This window comes from Mesorhizobium sp. ESP-6-4, assembly GCF_020164735.1.
Taxonomy (GTDB): Bacteria; Pseudomonadota; Alphaproteobacteria; order Rhizobiales; family Rhizobiaceae; genus Mesorhizobium.
On the sequence record NZ_JAIUGS010000001.1, the window covers coordinates 80,226 to 98,089 of the forward strand.

A 17,864-nucleotide genomic window follows, 5' to 3' on the forward strand; every position below is an offset into this window, starting at 1 on the left:
CCCGAATTCGCAGCCTGCCCACAGTGAGGAGCATCAGCATGCAAGCTCGTGAGAATCTTCTGATATTATGAATTAATGATGAATTCGCGCGACTGTAGTTCAGCCCTGGATCGACCATCGTGATCACCGCGCCGCGCTCGGAGTATTCGAACGTGTCCAGAATCTTGTGAATGACGAAATCAGCTACATTAGGCGCCGAGCCGGCGTGATCTTCCCTCCATCCCGAAATCAGCGCGTCATCCCTTGGCAGCAGTCGTGTGCCTATTAAGTCTCCGACAACTGCACGACCGTTAAATATGTAGCGACTTGTATTAGCGTCCAGAATTATTAACGCTCCGCAGCATCGGTTGCGTCCTTGGAGCGGGCAGCCTCTCGGCAGAAGCCAGGCCGGGAACCGGATCTTTGACTGGCTGCTTTCCAAATGGGGTCTGGTCAGGTCGCGGTGTCGTGCAAGCGAGCGGCAAACGACTAGAAAATAGCGGCGTCATCGAGTTGCCGGATTTGTGGGCCCAGCACCGGCGAACGCCTTCCAGCATCAACCCTTGCGGCTACTGGCCAGGTGAATTGCCCAGCGCGTTGGAACCTCTTGCGAAACCGGGTGTTAAGCTGCGTTCAGGGGAATTCAACCTTTCATGGAACGACGAGTCTTGCCCTCCAGCATTTCTGGCGCGAAATCCCTGGCCCATGGCGAGCAGGTCGAAGGGCCCCGTGCGGTCCTGCTCCTCGGCAACGAGATGGAAGATTTCTTCGAGAATGCAGCCGTGGCTCTCCACCTGGTGGCCAATGACGGCACCATTTTGCGCGCCAATCGAGCCGAACTGGACTTGCTCGGCTATTCCGCGGAGGAATACGTCGGCCGCAATATCCGGGAATTTCACGCCGATGCCGCCGCAATCGACGACATTTTGAACCGCCTTTCTCGGCATGAGCAGCTTCAACACTATCGCGCGAGGTTGCGCGCCAAAGACGGCTCCATCCGTTGGGTGGAGATAACATCAAATGTTCGTTCGGCTGGTGGTCGGTTCCTCAACACGCGCTGCGTCACCCTCGACGTAACTAACAAGGTCGAAGCGGAAGAGTTGTTGCGCGAACAGGAGCAGAGGCTTGCCCTGACCTATCACAGCGCTGGTGTGGGAATCGTGGAAGCTGACGCCGAAGGCCGGCTGCTGCGGGTGAACGGACATTTGTGCCGTCTTTTGGGCTATACGCAGGAGGAGCTTGTCGGCCGATCGATTTTCGATCAGACCTTTCCTTCCGACGTCGAGGCGGATCGCACGAAATATCGCCGACAGGTCGCCGGGGAGATCAAAAGCTACACGATCGAGAAGCGGTTCGTCCGCAAGGACGGGTCGCTTTTCTGGGCTGTCGTGACCTCTTCCAGCGTCCACGACGACAGCGGACGCTTTCGTTACGCGGTACGGGTGCAGCACGATATCACCGAGCGCAAAGAGATCGAGGCGACACTCGCCCAAAGGGCCGAGGAGCAGGCTGCGCTGCATCAATTGACGGAAATGCTGCAGCACGCCTATACCCGCGAAGACGTCTACGAGGCTGCGCTCGATGCGATCCAGCGCGGGCTAAGATGTCAGCGCGCTTCTATTCTGCTTTTGGAAGGCGGGATCATGAAGTTTGTCGCCTGGCGGGGCTTGTCGGACGCGTATCGAAGTGCCGTGGAAGGCCATTCGCCCTGGTCCGCAGCAGACCACGATCCGCAGCCAATTTGTTTGCGGGATGTGGAACAGGCCGAGCTCCCCAGCAACTTAAGAGACGCAATCCGAACAGAAGGCATCGGCGCGGTCTGTTTCATTCCGATAATCGAAGGCGGGCGTCTGCTGGGCAAGTTCATGGCCTATTTCGACGAGCCGCACGAATGCTCGGCAGAAGAGATTGAAGTCGCCCGGACAATCGCGCGTCAGCTCGGGTTCGGCATTGAGCGTGTCAAGGCGCAGAATGCGGCCCAGCGACTGGCAGCAATCGTGGAGTCGTCCCATGACGCCATCGTGAGCAAAGATCTCAGAGGCATCGTCTCGACCTGGAATCGCGGCGCCGAGCGCCTCTTCGGCTATACGGCCGCGGAGATGGTAGGCAAGCCCATCACCACCATCATTCCCGAGGATCGGCTGGGTGAGGAACCGCTGATATTAGGTCGCATCCGCAACGGCGAACTCGTGGATCATTTCGAGACGGTTCGCCGCCGCAAAGACGGAACGCTGGTGGATATCTCTCTCACAATATCGCCGGTGCGGGATGCGTCAGGCCGTATCGTCGGAGCTTCCAAAATAGCCCGAGACATAACGGACAAAAAGGTAGCGGAAGCGAAGATACAAGACAGCGAGCGCCACCTTCAAGACCTGCTCGCTGCCATTCCTGCCGCGATCTACACCACCGATCGCGACGGCAAGATCACCTATTTCAATGAAGCGGCGATGCAACTCGCCGGCCGAACGCCCGTGATTGGCACCGACGAATGGTGCGTGACATGGAAGCTCTACTGGCCGGACGGAACGCCGCTTCCCCACGATCAATGTCCCATGGCCATCTCGTTGCGCGAAGGGCGGCCCGTCCGAGGATATGAAGCGGTGGCCGAGCGGCCGGATGGAACCCGGGTTCCATTCATTCCCTATCCGACCCCGATGCGCGATGCCGCTGGAAACATCACCGGCGCCATAAATATGCTGGTCGATGTGAGCGAGCGTAAGCAGGCCGAAACCCAGCAACGGATCTTGCTCGACGAGCTCAATCATCGCGTGAAGAACAACATGATGATGCTGAAGTCCCTGCTTTCGGTTGCGGCGAGGACCAGCAAGAGTTCAGAGGCCCGGACCGTTCTGGATGAGGCCAGCAAGCGGGTGGCCGCCATGGCTGCCGCTCAGCGAGTCCTCTATGACACGCCCGACGCCATCAACTTCGGTGCCGGACCTTTCTTGGGAGCTGTTTGCGAGACCGCAAGACAGATGTTCCCCCCGGCTGTTCAGTTGTTCTGCGAGGCAGATCCGATCCAACTGCCAAACGACATTGCGATGCCGCTGGCGCTCACTATCAACGAGCTTTTGATCAATGCCGTGAAGTACGGCTTGCCGGGAAATGGGCCTGGAACCATCCGTGTTTCCATCAGACAGAACGGCCGAGCCATTAGCCTTGTGGTCGAGGATGAGGGCCCGGGCTTCGAACTGAGTTCGGTGCGCTCGTCGTCGTCAGGCCTGCGACTTGTCGAAGGCCTAGTGCGACAGATCGGCGGGACTTTTGAAGTTAGCCGGCACCCGTCCAGATGCACCGTGACCTTTTGTCTGATGCCCCAGGAGATTGGCCTTGCGACCGAAAGCAGCGATACCTGAGTTGAGCCGTGCGGGGGATATTAATCGATCGTTCGGGCCGCAGGTCGTCTTCTCCCGAGATGATGTGAGCGGAGGACACGCTGAAACCACTCTGAACCAGTCGATCTTGGTCGTCGAAGACGACTACCTGATCGCGCTGGATATAGAGGCCGGACTGCTGGCCGAAGGCTTCTCGCTAGCGGGCGTCGCGACCAGCGCCGATGAGGCGATAAGTATGGCGCTCTCGACCAAGCCGGTGATTGCCCTGATGGATATCCGCTTGCTTGGCAAGCGGGACGGCATCGACGCGGCCGTGGAATTGTACCGCGAGCTTGGCATACGATGTATCTTTACGACGGCGCACGGTGATCGCGATTTGAGGCTTCGAGCCGAGGCGGCCAGACCGCTGGGCTGGGTGCAGAAACCCTATTCTATAGCGACGCTAGTCGCAGCCATTCGAGATGCCTTTCAGGAGCTCAAGAAGGAGAGCTGAACGCGCGGGGAGGGCCAATTAAGCAGTTGGATCCGCCGAGCGCGCCACATCAGTGCTTGATTTTGGGTGCCAAGGTGCTCTGCTCTCTTCGCCTTGAGGCAGGTTCATCTCGGTCGCGGCCTTGCTTGTACATGATCACGGCTTTTAACGTTTTGGGGGCTGTCGCGCCCCATCTTCGGAAGATCTGCAAGGCCGTCCGGATATATCGTGACCCTGCCTTCCTCGACATGCGTGACAGCGCCCATGCGCTCGATCTGGTGGGAGCAGGATATGGAAGGGCCGACGAACGCTGCGGGATTGCCTCCGCTCCGGATGATTCTCGACACCAACAACAGGTTGATGTACGAGCCGCTGCTGGGGAGATCGAGCCATCGCGCGCCGAATTCGCCGGGCGCATGATCGGGGCCTTTGCACGCGTGGCCGCAATCTGTTGGCTGATGATCACACGGTCCGCAATCGAGCTGTTCTGAAGGGTTCGCGAACCCTGCGCAACCGAAACGCAACGACAACGTCTGGCGACCAACGCTGACTAACGTCTCGCACCCAAGGTGCTCGAAACATCAAGCGAAAAGTGCAGACAGGTGCGGGAGACGATTCCGCCTCTCCGCTCTTGCAGGCTCGTCTACCCGTCAGGACGGTGACGGGTAGACGAAACCGAGCCTCGTCAGGTCGGCAGGTTCAATCAGCCCGAATCTTATTTTTTCTTGCGAGCGGCGGCTTCGGCGCGCACAGGCGCCTCGTTGATATTGGCCGCGCCGCCCATGTCGCCATTCTTGGTTCGTCCGGCCCCCGGCCCGGCGCCTATATCCGCGCCTGTGGTCGGATCGGAGGAGGGATCCGAAAGCGTCCGCTCTCCCATTTTTGTAACCACTTTCATGTCTTTGGCCGCCAGCTTGACTGTTGCTGTCCCATCGCCATCGTCCGCTGGCATGACTTCCTCAAGATCGTCCACGCGGTCCCATTCGTCTCCCGAATTCCATGGCCCATTCGTGTCCCCTTCACCCTGCGACGTGTTGACGTACATACTCGCATATTTCTCAATGCCGGGGAGCTTGCCCGTCGGAAAGTTGTTCTCGATCGCGTAGAGTGCTTTCTCGAAAGATTTTTGATGCGCGATTTCGCGCGTCATGAGGAATCCGAGGGCGTCTTTGACGCCGGGATCTTCGGTGATGTTGATCAGTCGCTCATAGACGATCTTGGCACGCGCCTCGGCGGCAATGTTAGATCGCAGATCGACGGTAGGCTCGCCGCGGGAATCGACATAGGCGGCAGTCCACGGGACTCCGGCCGAGTCGCACAACGCAGGTGCGCCGCCAAATAAGATGGACTCTTTGGCTGTCGTGCCGCTTGCGCCGACCATCAAGTACAGTTCGGCTTCTTTCATCTGCCCTTCGGCCAGCTGCGCCTTCAGGCCTTTGTTGAGCATGGTGACGATCGAGCCGACGACCTCGAGATGGCTGAGCTCCTCGGTCGCTATGTCGAGCAACATGTCCTTTCGGCCGACATCGTCTTCGCCTAGCCCTTGGGTGAAATAGCGCATTGCGGCGGCAAGCTCCCCATCGGCGCCGCCGAACTGCTCCATGATCATGCACGCCAGCCTCGGATTCGGCTCGGAAACACGAACGGTGTATTGCAGTCGTTTATTGTGCATGAACATGAGGCTTCCTCCAAGGGTTGGCGTTCCGTAACCTCCCAACACCTGGAATGTTCCTGCGTTTAAGACAGAATGACTTAAAACGTGCGTTTTCTGAATCCGCGGAGCCGCGTTGACGTCGCGTGCTCACCCGGATCCGACTTTGCACGAGAATTCCTGCAAGCTAACCTTTTGCAATACTTGAGTGGGAGGACCGAGACGATCAGAGCGCGTTGAGGCGCCGACGTGTCAGTCGGGCCTGAAGGAGAACTACCACCAGGAGGAACAGTCCTCGGATCACTGATTGCCAGTAGGCCGAAAGCGAGATCCATCCCATCCCGTTCTCGAAATTCAGAACATTGAAAAGGATGCCGAGCAGGAGCACGCCGGCGAGCGTGGTCAAAACCGAACCCGAGCCGCCGGTGAGCAGCGTCCCGCCGACCACAACGGCTGCGATGGCGAACAATTCCCACCCCACTCCTTCAATGGGCTGTCCCGCCCCAAACTGCGATGCCAGGATAACGCCGGCGAGCCCTGCGAGTCCCCCGCTCGCGACATAGACCAAAAACTTCACACGATCGGTCCGCAGGCCCATGAGACGCGAAGCATCCTCGCCGCCGCCGATTGCCAGCACCGCCCGTCCGGTGCCGGTGTAATTCAAGACAAGGGAACCAATGAGATATGCCACGACGGCGATCGCCGCCGGGATCGGAAACGTCCAGAAATTGCCTTGGCCGATGGCAGTGAAGCCCGATTCATAGGAGACCGAAACGGTCTGGTTGCCCGCAAGCAGGAGGGCCGAGCCACTGGCGGCCTGCATCGTGGCGAGAGTGGCTATGAACGGCATCAGATTGGCGCGTGTGACAAGGGTCGCATTGATGAACCCGGCGGCCAGCCCAGCGCCTATACCCGCCGCGAGACCAGGAACGATTCCATAAGGGCTTGCCAATGCCGAAGCCACGCTACCCAAGGCAGCGACGGAGCCCACGGAAAGATCGATTCCCCCTGTCATGATGACGAAGCACATACCAAGCGCCACCAGTGCGAACATGGAATTGTAACGTAGGAGAGTCATCACGTTGTAGAAGCTGAGGAACCGATCATAACGCAGGAAACCGAATAGAATGAGCGCAGCCAGGGCGATCAATACGCCATAGGTGCCAATGATGCGGACGAGGCGGGCACGATTCATAGGGCTACCCGCGATGCTGCTGTTGCAGCCACACAGCGAGCGCGATGATCCCTGCCTTGACCACCAGGGCAGCGGCGTCAGGCACCCCATTCGCCAGAAGGGTGTAGCGCACTAGTTGAATGGTAAGCGCGCCCAGCAGGCTACCGATAATGGTGGCCTTGCCGCCGCTGAGCAGAGTGCCGCCCACGGCAACTGCCGCGATGGCATCGAGCTCCATACCAAGGCCAACCAGGTTGGCGTCGCTGGAGGAGTTGATTGCAATCACGATTAGCCCGGCCAGCCCGGCGCAAAGGCCGCTTATGCCATAGACAGCAAGCTTGATCTTGGAGACTGCAATACCAGCGAGTTCGGAAGCCTTTTCATTGCCGCCGACCGCCAATATGCATCGCCCGAACAGCGTTTTTTTCAACGCCCATGCAGCTGCCGCGACAATGACAGCCATGATGATGACTTGGGCCGGGATGTCCAAGGGTCGGGCAAGGCCGATCCATTGAAATTCCGGTACGCGGAAGGTCTGCAGGTTCCCGTTCGTCATCACCTGAGCGATGCCGCGGCCTGCGATGAACAGAACCAGTGTCGCAACAATGGGCTGGATTCGGAAGCGGGCGACCAACCAGCCATTGAAGAGTCCCAACAGCCCGGCTACCAATACTGAGACGATCATCGCGGCCGCCACGCCCAGGTAGATGCTTCCGATCGGAAGGATCTTGCCCATGAAGATCATCGGAGCCAGCGCACCCGAAATAGCCATCAGCGATCCGACGGAGAGATCGATGCCGCCCGTGGCAATGACGAGCGTCATCCCGACGGCTACGATGACGATCGTGCAGACCTGGGTGAGGTTGACGTTCAGCGTCTGCATTGTCGCGAAATTGCGTGTGAAGGCGAGGTTGAACGCAACCAGCAAGACAAGTGCGATCAAGGTACCGTAGCGTGACAGAAAGCCGAAGAGGTCGAAGCTCCGCGCGACGGCATCCCGCTCCGCATATGACCTCGGCAGCTCGGTCATGTCGTGGCCCCCGAGGAAGCGCTTGTCCCGTGCGCCATCGCGGTCAGCACTTTTTCTTCGTTAGCGGCTTCAGCTTCCAACTCGGTCACGCTGACACCATCGCGCAAAACGAATATGCGATCCGCACCTTCGATCACTTCCTCCAGCTCTGACGAGATCATGAGCACGCCGAGGCCCTGATCTGCAAGTCTCCGGATCAGACGCTGGATCTCGCCCTTGGCACCCACATCGATTCCCCTTGTCGGCTCGTCGAGTATGAGCAGCTTCGGATTCATCGCCAGCCAGCGGGCAAGCAGCACTTTCTGCTGGTTCCCACCCGAAAGCTCCCGCACCTTCTGATTGGGTCCGGAGCATTTAATGCCGAGCTCGCGGATGAACCGCTCGACGATTTCGCGCTGACGCGAGTCGTCCAGCACGCCGTTGCGGCTGATTTTCGGAAGCAAGGCAAGAGTGAGGTTTTCTGCCACCGTCATCTCCGGCACGATACCTTCTCCCTTGCGGTCCTCGGTGCAGAAACCCATGCCGGCGGCGATCGCGTCGGCGGGACGGTCGGGGTGGTACGCGGCACCCTCCATCGTCATCTGGCCGGCGCTTGGGCGATCGGCACCGAACACGAGCCTTGCAGTTTCGGTGCGACCCGCGCCGAGGAGGCCCGCAAACCCCGCGATCTCGCCGCGCCGGAGATCGAAGTTCACATTGCGGACAGCCTGCCCGGCCCCAAGCCCTCGGGCCGAAAACATCACATCCCCGATTCTAGAGCGGTCGCGCTCGCCGAAGGCTGTGGCGTGACCCTCGACAGCCGCGACATCGCGGCCAAGCATAGCTGCGACAAGTTCCAGCTTGCCGATTTCTTCCATTGCGGCGCTGCGCACGGTGCGGCCGTCGCGCATGATCGTGACCTGGTCGCAGACCTCATACAACTCGTCGAGCTTGTGGCTTACAAAAATGACGGACACCCCTTCAGCCTTCAACTGATGAATGACGCTGAACAGCACTCCCACTTCGCGTTCGTCGAGCGACGAGGTCGGTTCGTCCATAATGACAAGGCGAGCGGAGAACCCTATAGCCCGCGCGATCGCGACCATCTGCTGTGTTGCAGTGTTGAACTCGCCAAGCGGACGGCGAACATCGATGCCAATTGCGAAGCGGCTCAGCAGGCGCTCGGCTTCCGCGTGCATGGCATTCCAGTCGAGCAGGCCGTAACGGCGCTGTTCCCGACCCAGGCAAATGTTCTCCGTCACTGACCGTAGCGGGACCAGATTGATCTCCTGATAGATCGTGCTGATGCCGTTGACTTGTGCCTGGTGGGGCGAGTGGACCTCAAAGGGCTCGCCTTCGAACAGCACTTGCCCGGCATCCTTGCGGTAGTATCCGGTCAAGACCTTGATCAGCGTTGATTTGCCCGCGCCGTTCTGGCCTATCAGGGCATGGACCTCGCCTGAGCGCACGGAAAGCGACGCATCCGCCAGCGCCGGTATGCCTGCGAAACGCTTTTGGATGTCGCGCATGTCGAGAAGCAGCGTGGAAGGTCCGTCCGGCGGCCGCGTCATCGGCAAAGCTCCGAAAAAGCCTCCCCGCCGAGGCGGGGAGGCTCCTTTATCCAGACAACTCAGAACGCCGTACTGATCTTGTCCTTTGCGTTCGTGCCATCGTAGAAGTCGTCGTCGTTCTTGATGAAAGGCGGGATTTGCTTTCCGGCGGCATAGTCGGCCATCGTGGCGAAAGCCTTCGGTCCGAAAAGCGGGCTGCAGCCGCAGATGGCGCCGATCTTGCCGTCGACGATTGCTTGCACGCCGTCCTTTTCGCCGTCTATCGAGACGATCAGCACATCTTTTCCGGGCGTCTTGCCGGCGGCCTCGAGAGCTGCGATCGCGCCGAGCGCCATCTCGTCATTATGGGCATAGATGATATCGGCTTCAGGATGGGCCTGCAGCAACGTCTCGGCCACCTGGCGGCCCTTGTCGCGAGCGAAGTCGCCCGACTGTGAGGCGACGATCTTGAATTCCGAATGCTTGGCGATGATGTCGTCAAACCCCTTCTTGCGGTCGTTGGCTGGCGAGGAACCGGTGGTGCCTTCCAGCTCGATGATCTTCGATTTTCCATTGGCGTTCTTCACCACCCATTCGGCGATGCGATTACCCTCATTGATGAAGTCGGAACCAATGAAGGTGACGTAATCCTGTCCAGGCTTGGCCATGGTGTGATCCACGTCGCGGTCAATGAGAAAGACCGGGATGCCGGCATCACGCGCGGCCAGGATGACCGGCACCAACGGCTTGTCCTCGCGGGGAGGCAGGAAAATCGCGTCGACGCCCTGCGCGATCATGGAGTTTACGTCGGAGGCCTGCTTGGCCGAGGATCCGGCGGCATCAGTATAAACGAGCTGATGGCCGAGCTTTGCAGCCTCATCCTGCATGCTTTTGGTTTCCGCTAGCCGCCATGGATTGTTGCTCTCGGTCTGGGCGAAGCCAACTTTATACTTGTCTTTCTTGGCAAGTGGCGGGAGCGCGGCGAAGGCGCGTGGAGCGAGGGTAAGAGCGGCCACGCCGACGGCGGAGCCTACCAACAATTTCCGACGGGTAATGATCATGCTTTCCTCCTTGGTTGTCGCGTTTTGACGCCGTTGAATATTCCTCGCCTATGGCGGGCTAGGTCAGCTCGCTTGCAGACTCCGCCCTCGATTGAGTCACTGCGCCCGCTTCCAAAATGAAATCGGCGCAGCGGTCGCCCAGCATCATGGCGGGTGCAGCCGTGTTGCCGGCGTTGATGTTAGGGCACACCGACATGTCGGCAACGCGCAGGTTCTCTATCCCGCGCACCCGCATGGCCGCGTCCAGAACGGCCATTCGATCGCTGTCCGGGCCCATGCGGCATGTGCCGGCCGGATGGTAATTCGTTTTGACGAAGCGCTTGCAGTGCTTTTCGAGCGCCGCGTCGCTGAGGTCGTCTTCCCGGGGGACGGCTACAGCCTTGATGCGATCCGCCAGCGGCTTCGCGTGGAATGCCTTCAGGAAATAGCGCTGGCCGGCAATCATCTGCTTCATGTCGTCTTGATGTTTGAGCAGGTGCGGAGAGACGACCGGCATGTCGTTCGGATCTGCCGAACGCAGCTTCACGAAGCCACGGGACTTCGGCTTGACGACCACGGTCGTCACAGTGAGGCCGTAGGTATTCTCGACCAGGGTCAGGATATCGCGGTCCAGGTACACATGGGGCACGCAAAACGCCTGGATCGTCGGTTCGCCATCCGGGTCGGCCGGATTGACAAAAGCCCCAGCCTCGACTCCCGCGGACAGGATCGTACCGGCGCCGAACAGCTTGAAATGCAAGCCGTTCTTGATCATCCGCCAACCCTGGCCTTGTTTAAAGTAGCCATACGGGCCGTTTGCTGTGGCAATGATCGGCACTTCCGGATGGTCGATCAGGTTCTGGCCGACGCCTGGAAGGTCGACGACGCAGGCAATGTCATGTCTGGAAAGTTCCTCGGCCGGGCCAATACCTGACAGCATAAGGAGTTGCGGCGATACCAGCGCGCCCGACGAGACGATCACGTCGCCGTCCGCATAGGCCTCGTGCTCGGTTCCCGATTGGTCAGTGTAGATTACACCCTTTGCGCGCTCGTTCTGGATCAGCAACTGCCTCGCGGGAGAATTCAGCCTCAGCGTCAGCCTGGGATCCTTAGCCAATGGCTCGATAAACGCATAGGCAGCGCTGCTACGCTTCCCGCGCCGGTTCATGAACTGATAGAAGCCCACTCCGCGTTGCGACGGCCCGTTGAAGTCATGATTGTAGGGCAGTCCGAGCCGTTGGACCGCCTGTACAAACCAACGCGAAACGTCGTCAATGTGACCGGGATCGGAGACAAGCAACGGTCCTTCGCTGCCATGCAACTCGCCGCCGAGGCGGTTGTTGCCTTCCATGCCCGTGAAGTGGGGCAGCACCGCCTGCCAGTTCCAGCGGATGCCGGCATTGTTGCCGCGCAGCAACTCATCCCATTCGTCATAGTCCGAGGCACGGCCGCGCATATAGACCTGGGCGTTGACCGAGGTGCCGCCGCCCAGCACGTTGCCTTGCGAGATTTCGTGTTGACGTCCGTCCAGATGCTGCTGCGGCTCGGTGCGGTAATAGCGCATGAACTTCGAGCCATTGATCATCTTGAAGATCCCCGGCGGCATATCGAGCAGCGGGTGGTGATGCGAATGCCCAGCTTCGAGAAGCAGGACCCGCCGTCCTGCCCTCACCAGCCGCGCCGCAACCACGCAACCCACTGCTCCGCCGCCCACCACGATATGATCGTAAGTCTGCGTCATTCTCGCCGGTCCTCCCTCCGGCCCTCACGACATTTCAAATGTGCCACGGACATACTCCCAAGCCGCGGAAAGATGATTGAGCAGCGCCCGCTCGGCGCCATCCGGATCTCGCTCGATGATCGCCATGCAGATTTCGCGGTGGCTCAGGAAATTGATGCGGTTGCGCTCGGGCGATCGGGGCATGCGCATCCAATGCGGCGACAGCCACGCGGTGAAGGCCTTGTGCACTGCGGGCATCACCGGGTTGCGCGTAATCTGGTAGAGCACGGCGTGAAATCCTACGTCGGTGGCATAGAATTTTTCCGAATCCGGTATCGCCGCCTCGTTCATCTCGAGCGCTGATCTGAGCGTGGCCACGTCGTCCTTGCGCGCATGGATGGCGGCGTTGCGCGCAAGAGCGGCTTCAAGAAAGACCCGGGTATCGTAGAGGTTTTTCACTCCCGCCTGAGCGCTTAGCAGGTGGCCGACAACACCTTCCAAAGCGCCGAGCGCCGCGTCCAGCCCCGGCCGGCGGACCACTGGGCGAAAGCGTGGACGCGCTTCGATAAAACCGCGGCTTGCCAGGCGAGCGACCGCTTCACGCACCACGCCGCGGCCAACCCCGTACTCGGCCATCAACTCGCGCTCGGCCGGCAGGAAGCTGCCATCACCGAGCTTGCCGGAGACGATATCCGCTTCGATTCCAATCACCATGGCGTCTGCCGCGCGAGCAGCTCCGCTCGCGGCCCGCGTTCCAAGATGCTGTGATGTACTTAACAAGCCGTCCTCCACTTCACGCAGTCATTAATGCGCAGATCGGACCAAAGCACAAGGCCCAGCGAGTTATCATCGGACCAAATCGCGGTGGATCCCCGATCTGGTTGCGATCAGCCCGATAGAGTGCAATTATGGTATGACGAAAATAGGCCAGACGATGAGAGCCTCGCAATGGGCGATACAATAATCACGGACGTAGAGGTTCGGCTTTTCCGGGTGCCGCTGCGTGAAGTAATGATCGACGCCAAGCATGGTGCTCACACGCATTTTGAGCTGGTGACAGCGACCCTGAGGCTGGCGGACGGCAGCGAAGGGACTGGTTACACCTACACTGGAGGTAAAGGTGGGCATGCGATCGGAGCCATGATCGTGCACGATCTGGCGCCGTTCCTGAAAGGACGGGACGCGACCGACATCGAGGCGCTCCATGATGGGATGCTATGGCACATCCATTATGTTGGACGCGGCGGCATCGCGTCCTTTGCGATTTCTGCGCTCGACATAGCGCTCTGGGATCTGCAGGGCCGGCGCATCGGCCGGCCACTCTGGGAAATGGCAGGCAGGGCCGGCAAGACGGCCAAGGCATATCGCGGCGGCATCGACCTGAACTTCTCCCTCGATCAGTTGCTGGCGAGCATCGACTCCTATCTCGCCGCCGGGTTCAATGCCGTGAAGATCAAGGTCGGCAAAGACGACCTCGCGGAGGATGTCGCCCGAGTTAAGGCGATCCGCGAGCGCATCGGGCCGCACACCCCGTTCATGGTGGACGCCAATTACGCGCTCGACATTCATCGGGCGATCGAAGCGGCGAAAGCATTCGCGCCTTACGAGCTGCTCTGGTTCGAGGAGCCCATCATACCGGACGATTACCAGGGCTACGCTGCCATTGCCGAGGCGACGGGCATGCCGCTGGCCATGGGCGAGAACCTGCATGTGATCGAGGAGTTCGAGCATGCCGTCGCGTGGTCGAAGCTATCCTACATCCAACCAGACGCGTCGAACTGTGGCGGCATCACAGGCTGGTTGCGGGTCGCCGAGCTTGCGCGCAAGGCTGGAATTCCGGTGTGCAGCCACGGCATGCAGGAACTACATGTCAGTTTGGTCGCAGGCCAATCAAACGCTGGTTGGGTGGAGGCGCACAGTTTCGACATCGACCTGTACACCACTCGTCCGCTCAGGCTGCAGGATGGGCTGGCAGTCGCCCCAGACGAGCCAGGCATTGGTGTCAGCTTTGACTGGCGTAAGCTGGATGGCTTTGAGGAGAGGGTCTAAGCCAGATCGGTAACGGACCGACCTGGCCGGAAAGAGCCAGCTTGCCGAGCGGACCAGCCACGGTCGCTTCGAAGCGTCGAGAGGCTATCGCGCTGGAAAAGGAGCGCGCCGCGAATAAGCAGCACCCGCCGAACGGCGAGTGGGGGGTCCACGGCGGCCGGTCAAGTGATCTCCCGGCAGAGGCGAATGACATATCGCTATTGGGCTGTCGCAGGCGAAGCGGAGCACCTGGCCAATGAAGCAAATGTCCGACTGCTACTACGCGCAAGGTATCAACTTTTTTGCGAGACCTCGTCCCTCTGCTCATTGCGATCACTCAAATTTAAATGCGCTGGCATCCGAAGTGCTCACAATGGCTGAATGCCACGGTACGTTTTCGAAGTTACGAGAAACGGGCAGCGATTTGCCGATGCGTGGGTTGAACTGGACAGCCTGCGCGACATGCGACGAGAAGCGCTTAAGACGCTGCACGACATCGCCGTCGACGAAATGGCTGAGAGCGACGTCGATGAGACCCTGGCGATCTCGGTCCATGATGAAACCGGCAGGGCGATATATTCAGCAACTCTCACGGTCTCACAATCGTTGCCGCTCTTGCACCTGGTTGGCCGGTGAGAAGCGTCATAGGACGTTGCGTCGAAGTGGTCCGCCGCCGAACATTCTTGGGTGGGCCGTCATCGGGGGCCATGATCAGTGCGCGCGTCACGTGGGGTTGTGGCGCCGATCCGCCGGAAAATGAAGCTTTCATTTCCCTCCGGCGCTGCCTGCGCGGCGTCGGTCAGCATCGCCATTCGCTTGTGGATCGGCGACTTGATGCACACCGGATCTGTTGCAGCGGCATCGCCGACAATCGCCAACGTCTGGCATCTGCAGCCGCCCCAATCGATCTCACGCCGCTCGCAGCTTCGGCACGGCTCCTGCATCCAGTCGGTGCCGCGGAAGGCGTTGAATGCCGGTGAGTCGGTCCAGATTTCGGCGAGGCTACGGTCTCCGAAGCACTCGAAGCGCAGCGAGGGAATGGTCTGGGCGGCATGGCACGGCAACACGGTGCCGTCGGGAGCCACCATGAAGGCGTCGCGCGCCCATCCGCCCATGCATGGCTTCGGGTAGATGGCGAAATAATCCGGCGTGACGAAGTCGATGTTCATGATGCCGGCTAGCCTTTCCTGAGCGGCCGCGACGATGTCGGCCTGCCGGTCGACCGCGGTACGGTCGGGCATCAGCCGGTCGCGGTTCGCAAGGGCCCAGCCGGCATATTGAACATTGGCGATCTCGAGCCGTTCGGCACCCAGGGAGAGGGCGAGATCGATGAATTCCGGCACTTCCTCGATGTTGTGGCGATGTACCGGCGCATTGATGGTGAGGGGCAGCCCGGCCGCGCGGGCGCAGCGTGCCGTCTCCAGCTTCTTCTCGTGGCTGCCCCGGTGGTTGCCGATACCGTCGGTGGTCGCCGGACGGGCGCCCTGGAAGCTTAGTTGCAGGTGGTCGAGACCGGCTTCGGCAAAGGCCTCGATGCGGCCCTCGGCAATGCCGACGCCGGCGGTGATGAGGTTGGTGTAGACGCCGCGCGCCGAAAGCCCGGCGATCAATTGCTCGAGGTCGCGACGGAGCGTCGGCTCGCCGCCGGAAAGATGCACCTGCAGGACACCGAGATCGGCGGCCTGCGAGAACAGATCGAGCCAGGTCTGCGTGTCGAGCTCGTGGTTGGCCTTCAGCAGCTCGAGCGGATTGGAGCAATAAGGGCACTGCAGCGGGCAGCGATGCGTCAGTTCCGCCAGCATGCCGATCGGGGGCAGGAGGGGCGCGTTCATAGCTTCACCAAAAGCTTGTCCCACCATTCCTGCAGGAAGGCGATGACGTCGGCCGCCACGTCCTCCGGATCCGCGTCATAGTCGGCCGCAAGATCGGCGATGATGCGCTCGACCGTGGACCGGCCGTCGCAGCGGCGCAGTATGTCGAGACTGATCTCGTTCGGCCAGAATACCTTCTCCGGCGAAAGCACGGCGAACGCCTGCCGCACGGGATCGTACTGGATGCGCACATGCCTGGGCAGCGATGGCGCCGACCGCAACGACACGATGGCTCTTTCCCGTAGTGCCGTCATGAGGCCGCCGCTGGGCGGAAGGCGCCGGGCGGTATGTTTCCCGGCGCGCCGTAAGCATGCTGGAGCGCATCGAGCATGGCCCAGAGTATGTCGCATTTGAACACCAGCGCATCGATCGCCTGCTGCTGGCGTTCGGCCGTGTCGGCATGGGCCAGCACATAGGCGAGGGCAAAATCGGCGTCGCGCGATGCCTGTTCGGGCCGCCGGCTGAAATAGGCCAGCGTATCCTCGGTGATGTAGTCGTATCTGGCCAGCATCGCCGGCACTCGCTCGCCAATGATCGTCGGCGAGAACATCTCGGTCAGCGATGACGCGACCGCCTCGAGCAGCGTATGGTTCGTGCAGAAGGAAAGATAGGCGCCGACGGCGAAACGGGTCGCCGGCAGGGCCAGCTTTTCGCCCTTGACGGCTTCGGCATCGAGCCCAAGAGAGCTCGCCAGGTGCAGCCAGCGCGCGATGCCGCCGCTCCAGCCGTCATCACCGTCATGGTCTTCGATGCGCTTGCGCCAGGCGGCGCGAAACGCCGGATCCTCGGCACGCGCCAGGATCATGGCGTCCTTGCGCGGAATGACGGCCTGGTAGCAATAACGGTTCAGCGCCCATGCTTGCATTTCGGCCTTCGACAGTGCGCCGCCGGTCATCCTGTGATGGAAAGGATGACGGTTATGATAGCGCTCGTCGCCGACCTGCCGCAGCACGGCCTCGAGCTCGTTCTTGGACAGTCCGCCTCGGGCCGCGTCGTGGAAATCGCTCACAATTCAAGCTCCATGCCATCGCTGGCGACTTCCCAGCCAGCCGCCTTGACCGCCGCGTGTTCGGCGGAATTCTCGTCCAGAACAGGATTGGTGTTGTTGATATGGATGAAGATACGGCGACCGATCTTCACATCGGCCAGGCCGGCGATAGAACCTGCTTCTCCGGACATTGCGATGTGCCCCATGCGCGCGCCGGTTTTCTGGCCGACGCCGGCCGTGATCATCTCGTCGTCCGTGTAGACGGTGCCGTCGAACAGAAGGCAGGCAGCACCGGCCAGGCGCGCGCGCAGCGCGGCATCGATGCGCGCGCAGCCCGGAATGTAAAAAACCGCGGCACGACCGCCGGTCTCGCTGATGCGGACGCCGATCGTGTCGCCGGTGTCCGAGCTGAAATCGGCGGCGGGATCGCCTCTTTGCTCGAGGTAGAGCGCTATCTTGCCCGGCACCGGAAAGCTGCGGACGATCACGCCGGTCGGGTGGCCGTCCGCGCCGCAGATAGCCATCTCCTGTGTCGGCGCCAAGAGACGCCGTGGCACGATCGCCGGATCAAGGACATTGAAGATCGAATTGGCCGCCAGTGTCGCGAGCACCTGCGCGGTCGCATAGATCGCGAAAGGCTGCCGCTCACGCAGGCTGAGCAGGCCGGCGATATGGTCCACGTCGGCATTGGTCAGCACCACCGCGCGGATAGGCGTCGAGCGCAGCGGTGCATCGGCCGCGGGCTGCAGCTCGGACGCTTGCGCAATCTGCTGGCGGATGTCGGGCGACGCGTTGAAGAGGACCCAACCTGTCCCATCCGCCGATACGGCGATGGATGATTGGGTTCGCGAACGCACGCCGGGCATGCCCCTGCGAGCCGCGCGGCTCAGGCGGTAATTGCAATTCCACTGCGGAAAGCCGCCTCCCGCCGCCGATCCGACGATCTTCACGCGCATGGCAATGCATGCCCAGCGGGCCAACTGACCGGCGCCACTTTTACGGCTGCGGTCGATTGGCGTCCGCGTCTTCTGATATCGCAAAGAATTG

16 protein-coding genes are annotated in these 17,864 nt (G+C 60.7%); 5 read left to right on the plus strand and 11 right to left on the minus strand.

Annotation, left to right across the window (positions count from 1 at the left end; genetic code table 11):
* The first annotated feature begins 632 nt into the window (after positions 1-632).
* The 3 genes from LB523_RS00395 to LB523_RS00405 all read left to right on the plus strand — a co-directional run bounded on the left by LB523_RS00395 (position 633) and on the right by LB523_RS00405 (position 4,277).
* Positions 633-3,335, plus strand: coding sequence for a PAS domain S-box protein (locus LB523_RS00395; RefSeq protein ID WP_224600512.1), 2,703 nt, complete (start codon positions 633-635; stop codon positions 3,333-3,335).
* Entirely contained in the window at positions 3,310-3,807 is a 498-nt protein-coding gene (locus LB523_RS00400) for a response regulator (RefSeq protein ID WP_224543039.1), read from the plus strand. The genes LB523_RS00395 and LB523_RS00400 overlap by 26 nt, the downstream gene beginning before the upstream one ends.
* Positions 3,808-3,932: 125 nt before the next feature.
* Complete coding sequence (locus LB523_RS00405) at positions 3,933-4,277, plus strand: hypothetical protein (RefSeq protein WP_224600513.1); 345 nt, start codon at positions 3,933-3,935, stop codon at positions 4,275-4,277.
* Between the two features lie 224 nt (positions 4,278-4,501).
* Here the strand turns inward: LB523_RS00405 and LB523_RS00410 are convergent, their stop codons facing one another.
* The 7 genes from LB523_RS00410 to LB523_RS00440 form a co-directional block, all read right to left on the minus strand.
* Complete coding sequence (locus tag LB523_RS00410; RefSeq protein WP_095768513.1) at positions 4,502-5,464, minus strand: manganese catalase family protein; 963 nt, start codon at positions 5,462-5,464, stop codon at positions 4,502-4,504.
* 199 nt (positions 5,465-5,663) lie between these two features.
* Positions 5,664-6,632 (minus strand): ABC transporter permease, encoded by a 969-nt coding sequence (locus tag LB523_RS00415; RefSeq protein WP_224600514.1) that lies wholly within the window; start codon positions 6,630-6,632, stop codon positions 5,664-5,666.
* A gap of 4 nt (positions 6,633-6,636) precedes the next feature.
* Positions 6,637-7,641 (minus strand): ABC transporter permease, encoded by a 1,005-nt coding sequence (locus LB523_RS00420; RefSeq protein ID WP_140839330.1) that lies wholly within the window; start codon positions 7,639-7,641, stop codon positions 6,637-6,639.
* A complete protein-coding gene (locus LB523_RS00425; protein WP_224600515.1) occupies positions 7,638-9,191 on the minus strand; it encodes a sugar ABC transporter ATP-binding protein in 1,554 nt (517 codons plus the stop codon). The genes LB523_RS00420 and LB523_RS00425 overlap by 4 nt, the downstream gene beginning before the upstream one ends.
* Before the next feature lie 59 nt (positions 9,192-9,250).
* The gene (locus tag LB523_RS00430) at positions 9,251-10,231 is read right to left on the minus strand and encodes an ABC transporter substrate-binding protein (protein WP_095768517.1); all 981 of its coding nucleotides are present in this window, start codon (positions 10,229-10,231) and stop codon (positions 9,251-9,253) included.
* A 58-nt stretch (positions 10,232-10,289) separates the two neighbouring features.
* The gene (locus LB523_RS00435; protein WP_224600516.1) at positions 10,290-11,951 is read right to left on the minus strand and encodes a GMC family oxidoreductase; all 1,662 of its coding nucleotides are present in this window, start codon (positions 11,949-11,951) and stop codon (positions 10,290-10,292) included.
* Between the two features lie 24 nt (positions 11,952-11,975).
* A complete protein-coding gene (locus LB523_RS00440) occupies positions 11,976-12,644 on the minus strand; it encodes an FCD domain-containing protein (protein WP_224600517.1) in 669 nt (222 codons plus the stop codon).
* A gap of 234 nt (positions 12,645-12,878) precedes the next feature.
* Between LB523_RS00440 and LB523_RS00445 the strand changes: the two genes are divergently transcribed.
* Both LB523_RS00445 and LB523_RS29425 read left to right on the plus strand, forming a co-directional pair.
* Positions 12,879-13,979 (plus strand): mandelate racemase/muconate lactonizing enzyme family protein, encoded by a 1,101-nt coding sequence (locus tag LB523_RS00445; RefSeq protein ID WP_224600518.1) that lies wholly within the window; start codon positions 12,879-12,881, stop codon positions 13,977-13,979.
* A 360-nt stretch (positions 13,980-14,339) separates the two neighbouring features.
* Complete coding sequence (locus LB523_RS29425; RefSeq protein ID WP_095768520.1) at positions 14,340-14,594, plus strand: DUF6894 family protein; 255 nt, start codon at positions 14,340-14,342, stop codon at positions 14,592-14,594.
* Positions 14,595-14,653: 59 nt separating this feature from the next.
* Here LB523_RS29425 and pqqE read toward each other — a convergent pair whose 3' ends face one another.
* The 4 genes from pqqE to pqqB are packed head-to-tail and all read right to left on the minus strand — an operon-like array spanning position 14,654 to position 17,773.
* Positions 14,654-15,790 (minus strand): pyrroloquinoline quinone biosynthesis protein PqqE, encoded by a 1,137-nt coding sequence (gene pqqE / locus LB523_RS00455; protein WP_224600519.1) that lies wholly within the window; start codon positions 15,788-15,790, stop codon positions 14,654-14,656.
* Entirely contained in the window at positions 15,787-16,056 is a 270-nt protein-coding gene (gene pqqD / locus LB523_RS00460; RefSeq protein WP_224600520.1) for a pyrroloquinoline quinone biosynthesis peptide chaperone PqqD, read from the minus strand. The genes pqqE and pqqD overlap by 4 nt, the downstream gene beginning before the upstream one ends.
* Positions 16,057-16,079: 23 nt before the next feature.
* On the minus strand, positions 16,080-16,838 hold the full coding sequence (gene pqqC / locus LB523_RS00465; RefSeq protein ID WP_224600521.1) for a pyrroloquinoline-quinone synthase PqqC: 759 nt from the start codon (positions 16,836-16,838) through the stop codon (positions 16,080-16,082).
* On the minus strand, positions 16,835-17,773 hold the full coding sequence (gene pqqB, locus LB523_RS00470; RefSeq protein WP_224600522.1) for a pyrroloquinoline quinone biosynthesis protein PqqB: 939 nt from the start codon (positions 17,771-17,773) through the stop codon (positions 16,835-16,837). The genes pqqC and pqqB overlap by 4 nt, the downstream gene beginning before the upstream one ends.
* Positions 17,774-17,864: the final 91 nt, after the last annotated feature.

Coding starts and splice junctions, on each gene's coding strand:
- LB523_RS00430 (WP_095768517.1), bottom strand. CDS start 10,231: ATGATCATTACCCGTCGGAAATTGTTGGTAGGCTCCGCCGTCGGCGTG.
- LB523_RS00425 (WP_224600515.1), bottom strand. CDS start 9,191: ATGACGCGGCCGCCGGACGGACCTTCCACGCTGCTTCTCGACATGCGC.
- LB523_RS00435 (WP_224600516.1), bottom strand. CDS start 11,951: ATGACGCAGACTTACGATCATATCGTGGTGGGCGGCGGAGCAGTGGGT.
- LB523_RS00445 (WP_224600518.1), top strand. CDS start 12,879: ATGGGCGATACAATAATCACGGACGTAGAGGTTCGGCTTTTCCGGGTG.
- LB523_RS29425 (WP_095768520.1), top strand. CDS start 14,340: ATGCCACGGTACGTTTTCGAAGTTACGAGAAACGGGCAGCGATTTGCC.
- LB523_RS00410 (WP_095768513.1), bottom strand. CDS start 5,464: ATGTTCATGCACAATAAACGACTGCAATACACCGTTCGTGTTTCCGAG.
- LB523_RS00415 (WP_224600514.1), bottom strand. CDS start 6,632: ATGAATCGTGCCCGCCTCGTCCGCATCATTGGCACCTATGGCGTATTG.
- pqqE (WP_224600519.1), bottom strand. CDS start 15,790: ATGAACGCGCCCCTCCTGCCCCCGATCGGCATGCTGGCGGAACTGACG.
- LB523_RS00395 (WP_224600512.1), top strand. CDS start 633: ATGGAACGACGAGTCTTGCCCTCCAGCATTTCTGGCGCGAAATCCCTG.
- LB523_RS00420 (WP_140839330.1), bottom strand. CDS start 7,641: ATGACCGAGCTGCCGAGGTCATATGCGGAGCGGGATGCCGTCGCGCGG.
- pqqB (WP_224600522.1), bottom strand. CDS start 17,773: ATGCGCGTGAAGATCGTCGGATCGGCGGCGGGAGGCGGCTTTCCGCAG.
- LB523_RS00440 (WP_224600517.1), bottom strand. CDS start 12,644: ATGGTGATTGGAATCGAAGCGGATATCGTCTCCGGCAAGCTCGGTGAT.